Source organism: Neisseria maigaei, from assembly GCF_958267405.1.
Lineage (GTDB): Bacteria > Pseudomonadota > Gammaproteobacteria > Burkholderiales > Neisseriaceae > Neisseria > Neisseria bergeri.
Map to the genome: position 1 here is coordinate 55,979 of NZ_CATQFT010000040.1, position 17,023 is coordinate 73,001.

The 17,023-nt window shown below is 49.0% G+C and carries 15 protein-coding genes and 5 tRNA genes; 15 read left to right on the forward strand and 5 right to left on the reverse strand.

Features of this window, described 5'->3' with window-relative positions; all coding sequences use genetic code 11:
• Positions 1-39: 39 nt before the first annotated feature.
• Positions 40-831 (reverse strand): polyamine aminopropyltransferase, encoded by a 792-nt coding sequence (locus tag Q3O06_RS07610; protein WP_301818308.1) that lies wholly within the window; start codon positions 829-831, stop codon positions 40-42.
• Positions 832-996: 165 nt separating this feature from the next.
• Here Q3O06_RS07610 and Q3O06_RS07615 point away from each other — a divergent pair.
• From Q3O06_RS07615 to panC, 5 genes are all read left to right on the forward strand, one after another.
• Positions 997-1,072, forward strand: a tRNA-Thr gene (locus Q3O06_RS07615).
• Positions 1,073-1,106: 34 nt separating this feature from the next.
• Positions 1,107-1,182: transfer RNA gene (locus Q3O06_RS07620), tRNA-Thr, on the forward strand.
• Positions 1,183-1,323: 141 nt separating this feature from the next.
• The gene (panB, locus tag Q3O06_RS07625) at positions 1,324-2,115 is read left to right on the forward strand and encodes a 3-methyl-2-oxobutanoate hydroxymethyltransferase (RefSeq protein WP_301818309.1); all 792 of its coding nucleotides are present in this window, start codon (positions 1,324-1,326) and stop codon (positions 2,113-2,115) included.
• Positions 2,112-2,783, forward strand: a complete 672-nt coding sequence (locus tag Q3O06_RS07630; RefSeq protein ID WP_107862794.1) for a hypothetical protein — start codon at positions 2,112-2,114, stop codon at positions 2,781-2,783. The genes panB and Q3O06_RS07630 overlap by 4 nt, the downstream gene beginning before the upstream one ends.
• Positions 2,784-2,980: 197 nt before the next feature.
• Positions 2,981-3,817 carry a pantoate--beta-alanine ligase gene (gene panC / locus Q3O06_RS07635; RefSeq protein WP_301818310.1) on the forward strand — a complete coding sequence of 279 codons (837 nt, stop codon included), beginning with the start codon at positions 2,981-2,983 and terminating at the stop codon, positions 3,815-3,817.
• A 290-nt stretch (positions 3,818-4,107) separates the two neighbouring features.
• Here panC and Q3O06_RS07640 read toward each other — a convergent pair whose 3' ends face one another.
• Positions 4,108-4,542, reverse strand: a complete 435-nt coding sequence (locus Q3O06_RS07640) for a hypothetical protein (protein ID WP_301818311.1) — start codon at positions 4,540-4,542, stop codon at positions 4,108-4,110.
• A 3-nt stretch (positions 4,543-4,545) separates the two neighbouring features.
• Entirely contained in the window at positions 4,546-4,833 is a 288-nt protein-coding gene (locus tag Q3O06_RS07645) for a hypothetical protein (RefSeq protein ID WP_159068890.1), read from the reverse strand.
• Positions 4,834-5,026: 193 nt separating this feature from the next.
• On the opposite strand from Q3O06_RS07645, the gene Q3O06_RS07650 reads away from it, so the two are divergent.
• The 8 genes from Q3O06_RS07650 (at position 5,027) to Q3O06_RS07685 (ending at position 10,492) form a co-directional block, all read left to right on the forward strand.
• Positions 5,027-6,871 carry a tetratricopeptide repeat protein gene (locus Q3O06_RS07650; protein WP_301818360.1) on the forward strand — a complete coding sequence of 615 codons (1,845 nt, stop codon included), beginning with the start codon at positions 5,027-5,029 and terminating at the stop codon, positions 6,869-6,871.
• A gap of 139 nt (positions 6,872-7,010) precedes the next feature.
• Positions 7,011-7,592, forward strand: a complete 582-nt coding sequence (locus Q3O06_RS07655) for an outer membrane lipoprotein LolB (RefSeq protein WP_301818312.1) — start codon at positions 7,011-7,013, stop codon at positions 7,590-7,592.
• 9 nt (positions 7,593-7,601) lie between these two features.
• Positions 7,602-8,447 (forward strand): 4-(cytidine 5'-diphospho)-2-C-methyl-D-erythritol kinase, encoded by an 846-nt coding sequence (gene ispE, locus Q3O06_RS07660; RefSeq protein WP_301818313.1) that lies wholly within the window; start codon positions 7,602-7,604, stop codon positions 8,445-8,447.
• 7 nt (positions 8,448-8,454) lie between these two features.
• Positions 8,455-8,530, forward strand: a tRNA-Gln gene (locus Q3O06_RS07665).
• Positions 8,531-8,542: 12 nt separating this feature from the next.
• Positions 8,543-8,618, forward strand: a tRNA-Gln gene (locus tag Q3O06_RS07670).
• A gap of 8 nt (positions 8,619-8,626) precedes the next feature.
• Positions 8,627-8,702 (forward strand) — tRNA-Gln (locus Q3O06_RS07675).
• A gap of 167 nt (positions 8,703-8,869) precedes the next feature.
• A complete protein-coding gene (locus Q3O06_RS07680; protein WP_301673634.1) occupies positions 8,870-9,853 on the forward strand; it encodes a ribose-phosphate pyrophosphokinase in 984 nt (327 codons plus the stop codon).
• 66 nt (positions 9,854-9,919) lie between these two features.
• Positions 9,920-10,492 carry a 50S ribosomal protein L25/general stress protein Ctc gene (locus Q3O06_RS07685; RefSeq protein WP_003678083.1) on the forward strand — a complete coding sequence of 191 codons (573 nt, stop codon included), beginning with the start codon at positions 9,920-9,922 and terminating at the stop codon, positions 10,490-10,492.
• Positions 10,493-10,974: 482 nt separating this feature from the next.
• Here the strand turns inward: Q3O06_RS07685 and Q3O06_RS07690 are convergent, their stop codons facing one another.
• The gene (locus tag Q3O06_RS07690) at positions 10,975-11,130 is read right to left on the reverse strand and encodes a hypothetical protein (protein WP_301818314.1); all 156 of its coding nucleotides are present in this window, start codon (positions 11,128-11,130) and stop codon (positions 10,975-10,977) included.
• A gap of 66 nt (positions 11,131-11,196) precedes the next feature.
• On the opposite strand from Q3O06_RS07690, the gene Q3O06_RS07695 reads away from it, so the two are divergent.
• Positions 11,197-12,768 carry a site-specific DNA-methyltransferase gene (locus tag Q3O06_RS07695; protein ID WP_301818315.1) on the forward strand — a complete coding sequence of 524 codons (1,572 nt, stop codon included), beginning with the start codon at positions 11,197-11,199 and terminating at the stop codon, positions 12,766-12,768.
• Positions 12,769-12,837: 69 nt separating this feature from the next.
• On the forward strand, positions 12,838-15,489 hold the full coding sequence (locus Q3O06_RS07700; protein WP_301818316.1) for a restriction endonuclease: 2,652 nt from the start codon (positions 12,838-12,840) through the stop codon (positions 15,487-15,489).
• Between the two features lie 207 nt (positions 15,490-15,696).
• Here the strand turns inward: Q3O06_RS07700 and Q3O06_RS07705 are convergent, their stop codons facing one another.
• Positions 15,697-16,890 carry a D-alanyl-D-alanine carboxypeptidase family protein gene (locus Q3O06_RS07705; protein WP_301818317.1) on the reverse strand — a complete coding sequence of 398 codons (1,194 nt, stop codon included), beginning with the start codon at positions 16,888-16,890 and terminating at the stop codon, positions 15,697-15,699.
• Positions 16,891-17,023: the final 133 nt, after the last annotated feature.

A 17,023-nucleotide genomic window follows, 5' to 3' on the forward strand; every position in this document is an offset into this window, starting at 1 on the left:
ATTTTCCGCATATTCCGATGCAGCCGTGAAGATAGTTGCTTAAAGGTAGAAATGCTTGCCGTTGTTGGGGTTGGAGGCTTTCAGGTCGGCGAGCATGCGGTGGAAGTCCAATCCGTATGCGTTGCTCAGTTTGTCGGCACGTTTTTTGAGTTTGTCTATGTTTTGCTCTTTGGGACTGCTTTGGAATGCCATTACCGCGACATTGCCGTGACTTTCGGCAGGAAGTTCCAAGACGCGCCCTTCAAAGACGTTTAACAGGCGTTCGATGAAGCGTTGGTAGCGTTTGTCGCCGCTCCACCAGTTGGTCACGAATATGCCGTCTGAAGAAAGCGCGTTGCGGCAGTCTCGGAAAAACGGTTCTTCAACCAGCGCATCGATGATTTGTTCGCCGTCGAACCCGTCCACCAAAATCACATCGGTGTTGTGGCGGAAGACTTTGATGTACTCTGCACCATCTGCTTCAATAATTTCAAATTTCTCGCCCTCGAAAGGCAACTCAAACAGGTTGCGGGCAATGGCGATAACCTGCGGGTTGATATCTACGGCAGTTTGACGCGTATCGGGCAGGTAGGTATCTATCCAGCGTGCAAACGAGCCGCCGCCCAAGCCGATTTGGGTGATATGCTGCGGCAGGCGTTCCGCAAACAGCAGCCAGCCCATCATCGCGCGGCTGTAAGAGAGCACCAGCTCGGACGGGTGGTCGAGGTTCATCGAGCTTTGAACGGTGTCGCTGCCCAAGTGAAGCGAACGGATATTGCCTTCTTCGGAAATGCCGACTTCGGGAAAGCCGGATTTTGCAGGACGCAGGCGGCGGTAGGGATGTCTTGCCATCGGTGTGAGCAGTCAGTTTGAAAGGCAGATATTTTATCAGAATGCCGATGCTTGTCCTGTTTCAAATTAATTTTGTTTTAAATAAGATACTTAGTGTATTTTTATGAGGGGGTCGAACAAATTCCTTGCCAAAGTGTGAAGTTGCCTGCATAATTCGCCTTCTTTGCCGGTATAGCTCAGTTGGTAGAGCACCTGACTTGTAATCAGGGGGTCCCGAGTTCGACTCTTGGTGCCGGCACCATTTCTACTGATGGTGTTGCAAAACATTTCAGTAAGCCGGTATAGCTCAGTTGGTAGAGCACCTGACTTGTAATCAGGGGGTCCCGAGTTCGACTCTTGGTGCCGGCACCAGATTTGACAGCCCGATTGTGTAAAACAGTCGGGCTGTTTTGCATTTGCGGCACGGTCGGTGGCAGGGCTGCGGGCATTTCACTATAATAGCCCGTTTCAAACTGAAAAGGCCGTCTGAAAAGGGCGGGGTAACAATATCTGATGATTACTGTGAACACACTGCAAAAAATGAAGGCGGCGGGCGAAAAAATCGCCATGCTGACCGCTTACGAATCCAGTTTTGCCGCGCTGATGGACGATGCCGGCGTGGAAATGCTGCTGGTCGGCGACTCTTTGGGTATGGCGGTTCAAGGGCGGCAGTCGACGCTGCCGGTCAGCCTGCGCGATATGTGCTATCACACCGAATGTGTGGCACGTGGTGCAAAAAATGCGATGATTGTCAGTGATTTGCCGTTTGGTGCATATCAGCAGAGTAAGGAGCAGGCGTTTGCCGCCGCCGCCGAACTGATGGCGGCAGGAGCGCATATGGTCAAGCTCGAAGGCGGCGTGTGGATGGCGGAAACGACTGAATTTCTGCAAATGCGCGGCATTCCGGTCTGCGCCCACATCGGTCTGACACCGCAATCCGTGTTTGCCTTCGGCGGATATAAAGTTCAGGGTCGCGGCGGCAAGGCGCAGGCGTTGCTTGACGATGCCAAGGCGCACGATGAAGCCGGAGCTGCTGTCGTGCTGATGGAATGCGTGCCGGCGGAACTGGCAAAAAAGGTAACTGAATCCGTTTCCTGTCCGACCATCGGTATCGGTGCGGGTGTGGATTGCGACGGGCAGGTTTTGGTGATGCACGATATGCTCGGTATTTTCCCGGGCAAAACGGCGAAATTCGTCAAAAACTTTATGCACGGGCAAAGCAGCATTCAGGCTGCGGTTCGGGCGTATGTTGCCGAAGTCAAAGCCAAAACCTTCCCTGCTGCGGAACATAGGTTTAAATTATGAATGTAAACAAAGATTTTTTTCTTGCAAAAGACGGCCATCCAAGCCTGAAACAGTTTTATTTTATTGGCGCGCCATTTGAAAAAGCACTGGATCTCTATTTGAAAAGATTAATGGATTTAAGCGACTTTTATCAGAATTTAAAACCGAAACTATCGTATTTGGATGAGGAATATACCCTCAGTCAGAAATTGGATTTCTTGAATCCGCTTGAGATTACCGGATCATCCAAATATTTATTGTTGGAAACGCAGTCTGATTGGTCATTGCTAATAGACAATAATCGGAACGGCACAGACTTTTCAAGTGTGCCGTATGAAGCCTTGCTGTGGAAAATCAGATTATTGACTATGTACTTACGCCCATATTTTGGCAAAGATGAATTCGGTGCGGTCTCATTTACCCTATATGAGGGCAGCAAACAGGTTTCCCGTCATGACTGCGAAACCAGAAATGTTATGCTGCATAAAGAAACCAGTCGTGTCGAGTTTATGGAATATGGCACGCCGCTGCCGTTTGAACAGACAGAAAAATATACCGAAAGACTCAAAAAAAACAGGCTGACTGTGGAGATGATCGAAGAATATTGCAAACATTTAGGCATTTCATTATTTGATTTGGACTTCTACCAGTCCAAAGCCGCCCTTATTGAGATATTGAGAAACAAATAACTTCCATCTCTTCAAAAAGACAGTCTGAAAAATATTCAGGCTGTCTTTTAACGTCGGCAGCTTTTTGCAGACTGAACAAGGTCTGCTGCCGATGCCGTCTGAATGCCGTTTCAGACGGCATTTTGTTTTGCCGTGCGCGGCGCGTATAATCTGCGCGTTTTGTCGGGCAGGAAGCCCGAAGGATAAGGATTACCGTTATGCAAATCATACATACCATTCGAGAACTGCGCGCGTGGCGTAAAAATGCGGGAAAGGTGGCATTTGTGCCGACCATGGGCAATCTGCATGAAGGGCATCTTGCCCTCGTTCGCGAAGCCAAAAAACGCGCCGACAACGTTGTTGTCAGCATATTCGTCAACCGCCTGCAATTCGGTCAGGGCGAGGATTTCGACAAATATCCGCGTACTTTGCAGCAGGATGCGGACAAACTTGCCGCCGAAGGCGTTGCCGTTGTTTTCGCGCCCGATGAGGAAGAACTCTATCCGAACGTGGAGCAACGGTATAACGTCGAACCGCCCAACCTGCAAAATGAGTTGTGCGGCAAGTTCCGTCCGGGACATTTCCGTGGGGTGGCAACGGTGGTGTCCAAACTGTTCCATATCGTTTCCCCGGACATCGCCTGTTTTGGTAAGAAGGATTACCAGCAGCTCGCTGTGATTAAAGGTTTTGTCGAGGATTTGAATTTTGATGTTGAAATAGTGCCTGTCGATACAGGGCGCGCGGAAGACGGGTTGGCACTGTCGAGCCGCAACCAGTATTTGAGTGCGGCGGAACGTGCCGAAGCACCGCGCCTGTACCGCGAGCTGCAGGCGGTTGCCGAATCGCTGAAGCAGGGCGGTTTGGATTATGCGGGTTTGGAAACACGCGCCGTCCAATCCCTGACGGAACACGGCTGGACGGTCGATTATGTCGAAATCCGCCGTGCCGATACGCTCGAAGTGGCGCGGGCGGGAGATAAGAAACTGGTGGTCTTGGCTGCGGCCCGTTTGGGGGCGACGCGTCTGATTGACAATGTGGAAATAAAACTCCCTTGAATCGCAAGCGTCGGTAATGCCGTCTGAAGCAGTATTTCAGACGGCATTTATTTTTGGCTGTGTTTTAATATAGTGTTGATAAGCGTACTTGGCTTCAATATATTCAATAGGATAGGTTTATTCCTAACCGGAAAATAATTGTCTTTTCCCTTGCAAATAATTGAAATCAACAGATTACTAAAACACAGCCAAACAAAAAAGGTAAGTGTAAGTTGTTTTAAGGCTGCCTAAAAATAAGTAAAAAGCAAAGCAAGGAACGCGTGGGTGTAAGCACCATCTACCATGTACGTTCACGCTTTATTTTCATAATAATCTGTTACTGCTTTTGGTGAAAGTGGGGCATGGCATCGATTACAATAATTAATAAATGGAACTATTCCTTGATTGCAAGCTATTTCTTGATTATCGACGCTGATTACTTTTCCATTAAACTGTTTTTGAAATCTGTGGCAATAGGGGCAAATAGTTAAAAAAACTGTAGAAATCACACTATATACACCGAGGAATACAAATAACAGCATGAGCCAATCCATTAATTCATTGAAGTTAGAGATATGAAGAATTTGGTATTTCTGTAAAAAAACCAATAATCCCATAAAGCCTGTATAAAAATATACAATTTTTGATGGTATCAATTTTCGTTGGAATCTTACGGCGATTTTTAGCTCACTTTCTCTGTTTTCAGGTTTAAATGGCATGATTCTGTCATAGTTATTTGTATCCATTGCTTATTTCCTTTCAAGACGGTATTTTGGTGTTCTATATCCAAAAATATCCCAATTAATCAAGGCAGAAACTCCCCATTGAGTTTTGCCTTCAACAACTGTTCCTCGATATTTATACAATCTCCCAGCCTTTCCATTTGGTAAATATTCTCTGGCAGCAATAGCTTCATAGTTCCCTTTTACAATTGGTATATACAAGTGCACTATCATCATTTGGTCTAACATTGGTATTATAATTTGGCTGTGTTTTAGTAATCTGTTGATTTCAATTATTTGCAAGGGAAAAGACAATTATTTCCGGTTAGGAATAAACCTATCCTATTGAATATATTGAATCCAAGTACGCTTATCAACACTATATTAAAACACAGCCTTATTTTTTGAACGGGGTTTCGCAAATCTACAAACGATTCTGCTTGTGATAAAGTTACGCCTGATTATATGCCGTCTGAAAGTTCGGACGGATGTCGGATAAAGGATGATTATGCTACCTAACCGTTTCAAAATGTTAACTGTGTTGACGGCAGCCTTGATTGCCGGACAGGTGTCTGCCGCCGGAGGCGGTGCGGGGGATATGAAACAGCCGAAGGAAGTCGGAAAGGTTTTAAGGAAACATCAGCGTTACAGCGAGGAAGAAATCAAAAACGAACGCGCACGGCTTGCGGCAGTGGGCGAACGGGTTAATCAGATATTTACGTTGCTGGGAGGGGAAACCGCCTTGCAAAAGGGGCAGGCGGGAACGGCACTTGCCGCCTATATGCTGATGTTGGAGCGTACAAAATCCCCCGAAGTTGCCGAACGTGCCTTGGAAATGGCCGTGTCGCTGAATGCGTTTGAACAGGCTGAGATGATTTATCAGAAATGGCGGCAGATTGAGCCTATACCGGGTGAGGCGCAAAAACGGATGGCCTGGTTGCGGAGCGTGCTGAAAGGGGAAGAAAATCAACGTTTGGACGGGCTGGAAGAGGTCTTGGCGCAGGCAGATGACGGGCAAAACCGCAGGATATTTTTGCTGCTGGCGCAAGCCGCCGTACAGCAGGGCGGATTGGCGCAAAAAGCATCGGAGGCCGTCCGCCGCGCGGCGTTGAAATATGAACATCTGCCCGAAGCGGCGGTTGCCGATGTGGTTTTTAACGTGCAAGTGCGGGAAAAAGATAAAGCAATCGCGGCATTGCAACGCTTGGCAAAACTTGATACGGAAATACTACCGCCGACCCTGGTAACCTTGCGTCTGACTGCACGCAAATATCCCGAAATACTCGACGGCTTTTTCGAGCAGACAGACACCCGAAACCTTTCGGCCGTCTGGCAGGAAATGGAAATCATGAATCTGGTTTCCCTGCACAGGCCGGATGATGCCTATGCGCGTTTGAACGTGCTGTTGGAACACAACCCGAATGCAGATCTGTATATTCAGGCGGCAATATTGGCGGCAAACCGGAAAGAAGATATTTCCGTTATCGACGGCTATGTCGAAAAGGCATACGGCAGGGGGACGGAGGAACAGCGGAGCAGGGCGGCACTAACGGCGGCGATGATGTATGCCGACCGCAGGGATTACACCAAAGTCAGGCAGTGGCTGAAAAAGGTGTCCGCGCCGGAATATCTGTTCGACAAAGGCGTGCTGGCGGCTGCGGCGGCTGCCGAATTGGACGGAGGTAGGGCGGCTTTGCGGCAGATCGGGAAGGTCAGGAAGCTGCCCGAACAGCAGGGGCGGTATTTTACGGCAGACAATTTGTCCAAAATACAGATGCTCGCCCTGTCGAAGCTGCCCGACAAACGGGAAGCCCTGATCGGGCTGAACAAGATCGTCGCCAAACTTTCGGCGGCGGGAAGTGCGGAACCTTTGGCGGAAGCATTGGCACAGCGTTCCATTTTTTACGAGCAGTCAGGCAAACGGGAAAAAATGATTGCCGACCTTGAAACCGCGCTCAAACTTACGCCCGATAATGCACAAATTATGAATAATCTGGGCTACAGCCTGCTGACCGATCCCAAGCGTTTGGACGAAGGTTTCGCCCTGCTTCAGACGGCATACCAAATCAACCCGGACGATACCGCCGTCAACGACAGCATAGGCTGGGCGTATTACCTGAAAGGCGACGCGGAAAGCGCGCTGCCGTATCTGTGGTATGCGTTTGCAAACGACCCCGGGCCCGAAGTTGCCGCCCATTTGGGCGAAGTGTTGTGGGCATTGGGTGAACGCGATCAGGCGGTTGACGTGTGGACTCAGGCGGCACACCTTACGGGAGACAAGAAAATATGGCGCGAAACGCTCAAACGCTACGGAATCGCATTGCCCCAACCTTCCCGCAAACCCCGGAAATAATGCAGACCCATCCTTTCAGACGGCATAAGGTTTGCCGGGAAGCTGCGGCATTCGGGCAAACGGCATGCAGTTCGCACGCGTTTTGCACGGCACATCGAACCCGCCGGCCGACAGGATAGCACCCGTTAAGGAAATTCTGATGAAACACACCGTATCCGCATCGGTCATCCTGCTTTTGACCGCTTGCGCGCAATTACCTCAAAATAACGAAAACCTGTGGCAGCCGTCCGAACACACCCGCAGTTTCACGGCGGAAGGGCGGTTGGCAGTCAAAGCGGAAGGGAAAGGTTCGTATGCAAATTTCGATTGGACATACCAACCGCCTGTGGAAACCATCAATATCAACATCCCTTTGGGCAGTACGCTCGGGCAGTTGTGTCAAGACAAAGACGGTGCGTTGGCAGTGGATGCTAAAGGAAATGTTTATCAGGCGGAAAGTACGGAAGAATTGAGCCGGCAGCTTATTGGTTTCAACCTGCCAATCCAATATCTGCATATCTGGGCAGAAGGAAGACGGGTTGCCCATGCACCTTACCGCATCCTTTCAGACGGCATATTGGAACAATACGGTTGGACTGTCGGCAGAACCGCCGACAGAGGGGGGCAAGTCCGAACGTTGCAACTGAATAACGGAAATTTGAACATCAGGCTGGTTTTCACAGAAATTGGAATGCCGTCTGAAACCGAAACCCCGGAACGTTGTGCGGCGCGCACGAGATAAGGCGGACAGATGAATATTACGGACGGACGGCAGGCGTTTCCCGCCCCTGCCAAACTGAATCTCGATTTGAGGATTACCGGCAGGAGGGAAGACGGCTATCACAATATCGAAAGCATATTCTGCCTGATAGATTTGCAGGATACCGTATATTTGAAACCGAGGGACGACGGCAAAATCATCCTGCACAACCCGGTCGGCGGAATGCCGCAGGAAGCGGATTTAAGCTACCGCGCCGCATCGCTGCTGCAAAAATATGCGCGCAACCCCGACGGCGTGGAAATATGGCTGGACAAAAAAATCCCGACCGGGGCGGGTTTGGGCGGAGGAAGCTCGGATGCGGCAACCGTTTTGCTGGTGTTGAACCGTTGGTGGCAGTGCGGGCTCACAACGCCGCAGCTGATTGAACTGGGTACAACACTGGGTGCGGACGTGCCGTTTTTTATTTTCGGCAAAAATGCGTTTGCGCGGGGTATAGGCGACAGGTTGGACGAAATGGATATTCCGAAACAGTGGTATGTTATCGTCAAACCGCCCGCCCACGTTTCCACCGCAAAAATTTTCACGCACGAATGCTTGACACGAAATTCTGCCTCAAGCATAATGCCGACTTTCCAAAACCTGCAACCGTTCAGAAATGATATGCAGGCAGTGGTATTTAAAGAATACCCCGAAGTTTGGAAAGCCTATTCCGAGTTGTCGAAATACGGTTCTGCAATGATGACCGGCTCAGGAGCCTGTATATTTGCAGCATTTCAAGATAGGGATAGCGCATACAATATATACCGACAAGTTTCAGGTTTGTACGAGGCATATTTGGCAGAGGGTCTTTCAAAACATCCTTTGTTGTCCGTATAAACATTGTTGGGGAGTCGTCAAGCGGTTAAGACACTGGATTTTGATTCCAGCATGCGAAGGTTCGAATCCTTCCTCCCTAGCCAAGTCAAACGAGTTGGGGAGTCGTCAAGCGGTTAAGACACTGGATTTTGATTCCAGCATGCGAAGGTTCGAATCCTTCCTCCCCAGCCAGCCCTTTTTGGGGAGTCGTCAAGCGGTTAAGACACTGGATTTTGATTCCAGCATGCGAAGGTTCGAATCCTTCCTCCCCAGCCAGACAAAAGCGTGTAAGCCTGCTTACACGCTTTTTATTTCATAGAAATAAAAATATTGAAATGCCTTTGTTTGTGTCGGATGTTGCAGGTATAATGTCGGGCTTGGTACAAGCGGAGGGAAGCATTGTGTTTTCTGAGCGGAAGTTAAACATAAAATCAGGTGAGAATATGGCTGCGTACGACAGTTTGATGGTATTTACAGGCAATGCCAATCCCGAATTGGCACAACGTGTTGTCAAGCATTTGGACATTTCTTTGGGCAATGCTTCCGTTTCCAAGTTTTCAGATGGCGAAGTTGCCGTCGAACTGTTGGAAAACGTACGCGGCCGCGATGTTTTCATCCTTCAGCCTACTTGCGCGCCGACCAATGACAACCTGATGGAAATCCTGACAATGGCGGATGCGCTCAAACGCGCTTCGGCAGGCCGTATTACCGCAGCCATTCCGTATTTCGGCTATGCGCGCCAAGACCGCCGTCCGCGTTCCGTCCGCGTTCCGATTTCTGCCAAACTGGTGGCAAATATGCTCTATTCGGCGGGCATTGACCGTGTTTTGACCGTTGATTTGCACGCAGACCAGATTCAAGGTTTCTTCGATATTCCTGTGGATAATATTTATGCCACCCCGATTCTGTTGAACGACATCAAGCAGCAGCGAATTGAAAACCTGACCGTCGTCAGCCCGGACATCGGCGGTGTCGTCCGCGCCCGCGCCGTCGCAAAATCCCTGAATGCCGACCTGGCAATCATCGACAAACGCCGCCCGAAAGCCAATGTGGCGGAAGTCATGAACATCATCGGCGACATTCAAGGCAGAACCTGTCTGATTGTGGATGATATGATCGACACTGCAAATACGCTGTGCAAAGCCGCCGTCGCCCTGAAAGAGCGCGGTGCAGAACGTGTCTTGGCATACGCCAGCCATGCAGTATTTTCCGGAGAAGCGGTCAGCCGTATCTCCTCATCCGAAATCGACCAGGTGGTCGTAACCGATACCATTCCTTTGTCTGAAGCAGCTAAAAACTGCGACCGTATCCGTCAGGTAACGATTGCCGGTCTGTTGGCCGAAACCGTCCGCCGCATCAGTAATGAAGAATCCGTCTCATATCTTTTCAATGAAGAAGTGATGACAGGCAGCATGTTGCTGCCGTAACCCCGATGCCGTCTTAAGCTGGTCGCGGCCGATGACGGTAGTTTTATTTAAATTGGAGTATTTAACATGACTTATGAAATTCAAGCTTCTGTTCGTGAAGCACAAGGCACTGGTGCGAGCCGCCGCCTGCGTCGCGAAGGCCAAATCCCCGGCATTCTGTACGGTGAAGGTCAAGAGCCCGTTGCGATTGCCGTAGATCACAAAACCGTATTCTACGCACTGGAAAAGGAATCTTTCCATACCGCGTTGATTAAATTGTCTCTGAACGGTGAAACTAAAGACGTTATCGTCCGCGATTTCCAAATGCATCCGTTCCGCCGCGAAGTTCAACACATCGACTTCCAAGCTGTGAAAGCCGATCAACTTGTACGTATCCGTGTTCCCCTTCACATCGTTAACGCTGAAAATTCCCAAGCGGTCAAACTGCAAGGCGGTCGCGTATCTCTGCTGAACACGACTGTTGAAGTGGTTGCGTTGCCTGCCAATATCCCTGCTTTCTTGGATTTGGATTGTGCCGAAGTGGTTGCCGGCGACATTCTGCATCTGTCCGACATCAAACTGCCTGAAGGTGTAGAAAGCGTTTCCCTGAAACGTAACGAAAATCTGGCTGTTGCCACCGTTACCGGTAAAAAACGCTAATTGATTGAAAAGCAGGCGGTACGTATATGATGCGTACCGCCTTATTGTTTTTGGCTGTGTTTCAATATTTGGTTGATTTCATCCGTTTATAAGGGAAAACCGCTTATTTTCGTTTGGGTAGAAATCTATCTAGGTGTATTGCGCGACAACGGATGGTTAGCTTAAAAACGGCATTTCGTACCGGATGAAAATGAAGAAGATATGTCGTTCACATTCCAGTAGCTGTCCGGCTCGAACCGGCTATCAGAGATAGTCGGTCAACTTTTACCCTGAAAATCACTTTTCTTTCAACTTTTGAAACATCCCGATAAAAGGATATTTCGTAACCCGATCTTGATGGACATAGTTATGGCAACCGAACCGAACCGAACCGAACCGAACCGAACCGAACCGAACCGAACCGAACCGAACCGAACCGAACCGAACCGAACCGAACCGAAATTATACACGATTTAGAAAATAATTTCAAACAAAACAACATATTAAAACTCAAACAAATCTTTCCCGAAGTCTTTTGCGAAGACCAAATCGACTTTGAGAAGCTCAAACTCGTCCTCGGCGCAGAAAACCTTGCCGGCGCGGGCGAACGTTATCAGCTCGATTGGGCGGGCAAAACCGCCGCATATCTCAACCTGCAAAGCCCCACTTCCCGCACCCTCGTTCCCTGCAAAGAAGAATCCGCAGATTTCGACGGCACGCAAAACGTGTTTATCGAAGCTGAAAACCTAGAAGCACTGAAAATCCTGCAAAAATCCTACGCCGGCAGCGTGAAGATGATTTACATCGACCCGCCCTACAATACCGGCAGCGATTCCTTTATTTATCCCGACAAATTCTCCGAAAGCCGCGAAGAATATGCCCGCCGCGTGGGCGATACCGACGACGCGGGCTACCTGAAGCGCGACGGCGTATTCCAAGGCGTGTGGCGCAAAAACGGCAAAGACAGCGGCCATTACCACAGCAACTGGCTCTCCATGATGCTGCCGCGCCTGCATCTGGCGAAAACCCTGCTGCGCGAAGACGGCGTGATTTTCATCAGCATTGACGACAACGAACAGGCACAGTTGAAACTGCTGTGTGATGAAGTGTTTGGGGCGGAGAATTTTGTTATCCAAATTTCTTGGAGGCGTACAGACAACCAACCTAACATTGGAAATGCTGCAAAAGTCAAAGAATATGTGCTTTGCTATACGAAAAATATTTCGGATTTGAAATTAGGAAAATTGGCATTAACAGAAAAAGCCCTAAAAGAATATCGATACTCTGATGATAACGGTGTTTTTAGAAGGAAGGTTCTTTTGGATAAAACTCGTGGACGGCATTTCTATGAAGTAAAAACCAAATCAGGAAATATCCTGAATGGACCATGGATGATAAAAAAAGAAGAGTTTGACAGATTGAATTTAAACCAAGAAATCTACTGGACAACTGGTGGAGATGAACAACCTTATGGGAAATTATATTTAGATAAAACAGAAGGACAGATACCAAATGATTTTTGGGGAATTGAATTTGGTACAAACCAACGCGGTAGTTTAGAAGTGGAAAATCTATTTAAACAGCGATTATTTGATTTTCCCAAACCAACTTTGTTAATAAAAAATCTTTTAAATATCGGAAGCAGTTCAGACGACCTAATCCTCGACTTCTTCTCTGGCAGCGGCACTACCGCTCATGCCGTGATGCAGCTTAACGCCGAAGACGGCGGCAGCCGCCGTTTCATCTGTGTCCAGCTCCCCGAAGAAACCGACGAAAAGTCCGAAGCGCGCAAGGCGGGTTTCAACACGATTGCCGAAATTGCCAAAGAACGCATCCGCCGCGCGGGCAGGCAGATTTCAGACGGCCTTCAAGACGGATCGGAAATAGATACGGGTTTTAAAGTTTTCAAACTTGCCGAAAGCGGTTTCAAACAATGGCGGCAGCCAGCCGACACCGATGCCGAAAGCCTGCAAGGCGAATTGTTGTTGAATATCGATTCCGTGCTGTCTGAAACGCTGTCTGAAAACCTGCTCTACGAATTGATGCTGCGTATGGGCTTGAAGCTGACTTGCAAGGTTTCGTTTTCAGACGACGTGTATTTCGTGGAAGACGAGGATACGGGCGGGCTGTACGCTTTCCTGCTGGAACGTGTGGATCAAGGTTTGATTGATGCCGTGCTGGAAAAGCATCCCGTCAAGGTGGCGGCATTGGACAGGCTGTTCGAGGGCGACGACGCGCTCAAAAGCAATACCGTATTGCAGATGAAGGACGCGGGCGTGATGTTCGATTGCGTGTAGTCAGCCGAAAGCGGGAATGACGGTAAAGAGGTAGATTTTCCGCGCGACAGAGGATAGAAGGAAATAAAAATGGAACTGAAATTTGAAGAACTGCCCTATCAGCTTGAGGCGGTAAATGCCGTTGCGAACCTTTTTGCAGGGCAGCCGAACCATGCCCGGGCATTCGACTTGACCAGTCAGGGGACGGGGCGGTTTGTCGGCAACGGCTGGGATTTGGATTGGGAAACGCTAGGCCTGAATCTGAATGCAGTGCAAAAGCAAAACGGACAGTCTGAAACGAAAATCGGCGCGCTCGGGCTGAATTTTTCCCTGGAAATGGAAACGGGTACGGGCAAAACCTATGTCTATCTGCGCACGGTTTACGAATTGAACAAGCTCTACGGCTGGAAGAAGTTTGTCATTGTCGTACCGAGCGTACCGATACGCGAAGGCGTGTTGAAAAGCCTGGAAATTACGAAGGCGCATTTTGACGGGGTGTTCGGCAGGCCCGTGATGCGCTATTCGGAATATTCAAGCACGCGGCTGTCGGATTTGCGCGCTTTTGCGGTAAACGACCACATCGAGATTTTGGTGATCAACATCCAGTCGTTTGAAAAAGACGGAAACGTTATCAACAAGGTAAACGAAAGCGGGGAAGCACCGATTAAGTTTATTCAGGAAACGTGTCCCATCGTCATCATCGACGAGCCGCAAAATATGGAAACGGAAGGCCGTCTGAATGCCTTGGCATCGCTCAATCCGCTTTTTACCCTGCGCTATTCGGCAACGCATAAAAACCCTTACCACAAGGTGTACAGCCTGAATCCCGTACAGGCATACAATTTGAAGCTGGTCAAGCAAATCGAAGTTTTGCCGGTATTGGCGGAAAACGATGTGAACGGCGCATTTGCGGAGCTGCTGGAAGTGAAACAGGCGGCCAAAGGCCGTCTGAAAGCCGATTTGAACATTCATTATCAGGATAAAAAGGAAACCAAGAAGAAAAAGGTATCCGTCAAATCGGGAGACGATTTGTTTGAAAAATCGGGCGGCAACGAAGCCTACCGCCACGGTTTCATCATTGACGGCATGGATTTCGAGAATCAGGAATTGGCGTTCTCCGGCGGTAAAACCATTACGCGCGGCGGAGACGACGATGCTGTACGCGATGAAATCATGAAAAACCAAATCCGCGAAACGGTAAGGGAGCATTTGGCGAAGGAGAAACGGCTAAATCCGCTGGGGATTAAGGTGCTGTCGCTGTTCTTCATCGACCGCGTAGAGAATTACCGTGCGACAGACGGAACAGCAGGCAAGTTTGCCCTTTGGTTTGAAGAAATCTATCGAGAGCTTGTAGGCAGTACCGATACGGCAGGCGTACACGACGGCTATTTCTCGCAAGACAGGAAAGGCCGTCTGAAAAACACCGACGGCACGACGCAGGCGGACAACGATACCTACCGCCTCATTATGCGCGACAAGGAAACCCTGCTTTCCTTTGACAGCCCGCTGCGCTTTATCTTTTCCCATTCCGCGCTGAAAGAAGGCTGGGACAACCCCAATGTATTCCAAATCTGCACGCTCAACGAAACCCGCTCGCCGCTGAAAAAGCGGCAGGAAATCGGGCGCGGGCTGCGTATCGCCGTCAATCAGGAAGGGCGGCGCGTGCGCGATGAAGAAGTGAATGTGCTGACCGTGATTCCGAACGAAAGCTACGAATTGTTTGCCGCCAACCTGCAAAAGGAATACGAAGACGAATGCGGTATCAAATTTTCCGCCAAAAACATCAAAGACCACAATAAAAAGAAAAAACAGCTATTCCGCAAAGATTTTCCGCTCGATCCCGAATTTCAGGCAATTTGGGACAGGTTGAAATACAAAACGCGCTACCGCGTGCGCTTCGATACGGAAGAATTGATCAAACAGGCTTCGGCGGCAGTGGCAAACTTGCCGGAAATCCAAAAGCCGAAAATCCGCATCAAAAAAGCACATTTGAAACAATCCCAAACCTACGGTATCGAAACAGTCGAAATTGCCGGCCGCAGCCGTGAAATGGACGTTCAATGGGAGATTCCGGACATACTCGGCGAGATCCAAAAAAAGACAGGGCTGACGCGGCGCACGGTGTACGAAATCATCACACAGTCAGGCCGTCTGAAAGATGTAGCTGGTAATCCGCAACGCTTCATCGACCTTGCCGCCGAAGCGGTAAACCGCAGCCTGTACGCATTGATGGCAGCAGGAATCGAGTATGAACAAACCGGCAAAGTGTACGACCAAAAGTTATTGGAAGGCATGGAGCGTGAAGGCATCGAGTTTTACGAAAACGGTTTTACGTTCACAGTAAGTAATCCGCAAAAAACCATTTGCGAAAACTACATCCCTTTGGATTCCGGTACGGAAAAAACCTTTGCCGCCGATTGCGAGCATTATGATGCTGACCATGAAGGTGGTGTAGTGTTTTATTTCAAACTGCCCGGCTGGTTCAAAATTCCTACCCCACTGGGCAATTACAATCCCGATTGGGCGGTGGTGAAACAGGTTCAGGACAAAGTGTATTTCGTTGCAGAAACCAAAAATACCGGCAAAAGCATTCAGGCGGGGGTAGATGCGGGTAAGCTGCGTGAAAACGAACGGCTGAAAATCGAATGCGGTGAACGGCATTTTGAAGCACTGGGCGGTTTGGCATACTGTGTTGTGGAAAAAGTGGGGGACTTAAAGTTAGAAAAAGAGGAGCAAGCTTAAAACAAACAGGTGTAATCATAGTATTACACCTGTTTTGCAAAAGTTATTCAGCCAACTGTTGCCGTTAAGCGCAAATCAAATAGAGGTAGATGAGTTGCGATATTTGATTGGTCGTACAACTTGATTTAACGGTCTTTTGAATATCGTCTGAAGATTGTTTCAGACGGCATTGTAATTCTCCTATTTTGGACATGGAAATATAGAAGCTTACTGTCCCGTCAGGCGTGCCCAAAGCTTTTGCCACCGGCTTCTTTTTTCTACATTTTCCAGTGCGACGATTTCTTTTTCGGCAATGGTGTATCCGTTTTGTCTGATTTTGATTTTTCCTAAAATCTGCCCTTTTTTTACCGGGGCGGGAATCGGCTGTATGGTTTCCAAAATTTGTTCGGCTGTTTTCGCTTCCTTATGTGGCAGAGTGATGTAGGTTTCTTTGAGGAAGCCTGCGCGGACGGTTTTTTTGCTGCCTCCGGAAATTTGGATTTGGGCAACGGTTTTTCCTTTCGGATATATTTTGGGCGTATCGAAAGCCTGCAATGCCCAGTTCAGCAGCTTGCTGTTGTCTGATGCGCGTGTTTCCGCCGATTCCGAACCCAATGTGATGACAAGGATGTGCCTGCCGTTGCCGGAGTATGACACGGCAAGGTTGTAGCCGCCGCTTTCTGTGTGTCCGGCTTTCAGACCGTTTACATTGTTGTCCCTATATAAAAGGATATTGCGGTTGTTTTGTTCTATATTTTTGAATTTGAAAGATTTGATGGAAAACAGCGGGTAATATTCCGGAAAGTTGCGCATCAATGCTTCAGACAGCAGGGAGAGGTCTTTGGCGGTGGAAACCTGTCCTTCTCTACTCAAGCCTGTCGGGTTTTTGAATACAGTGTTCTTCATGCCCAAGCGTCGGGCTTCTTCATTCATTTGTTTGACAAAGTTTTCTATCGAACCGTTGCCCAGCCGGCCGGCAAGGGTTAGGGCGGCATCGTTTGCGGATAGGACAATCATGCCCTTTAAGAGTTTGTCGGTGCCGACCGTATCGCCGGGACGTACAAACATTCTGCTTCCTTCTGAAGCCCAAGCGGATTCGGGTATTTTTAAGTTTTCTTCAGATCGGATATTTCCCGATTTCATGTTTTTGAAAACCAGATATGCGGTCATCAGTTGGGTTAGTGCCGCCGGTTCGACAGGGGTATTGATGTTTTTGGCGGATAAAGTCTGTTTGCTTTGAAGGTCGATAACGATGTGTGCCGCTGTGAGGGTTTCGGGTGTTTGGAATGTGAGGGTTTCGGGTGTTTGGAGTGTGGGGGCGGCGTGTACCGTCGGTCTGTTGGGCGCGGGCGATGCAGCCATTGCGTGAGAAACGCCTAAGATGATGGAAAGCAGGACGGGCAGGATTTTATGTGCTGTCATGAAATATTCTAATTGTGTGAGTGTTTCAGCCTGCCGATTATACGCTTAGGGTGTCTGATCGGGCGGATTTTTCTTGCTTTCGCGCCGTCTTGGGCGTATGGTTTTGGGTTTTGCGATTTTAATAAACCGATTA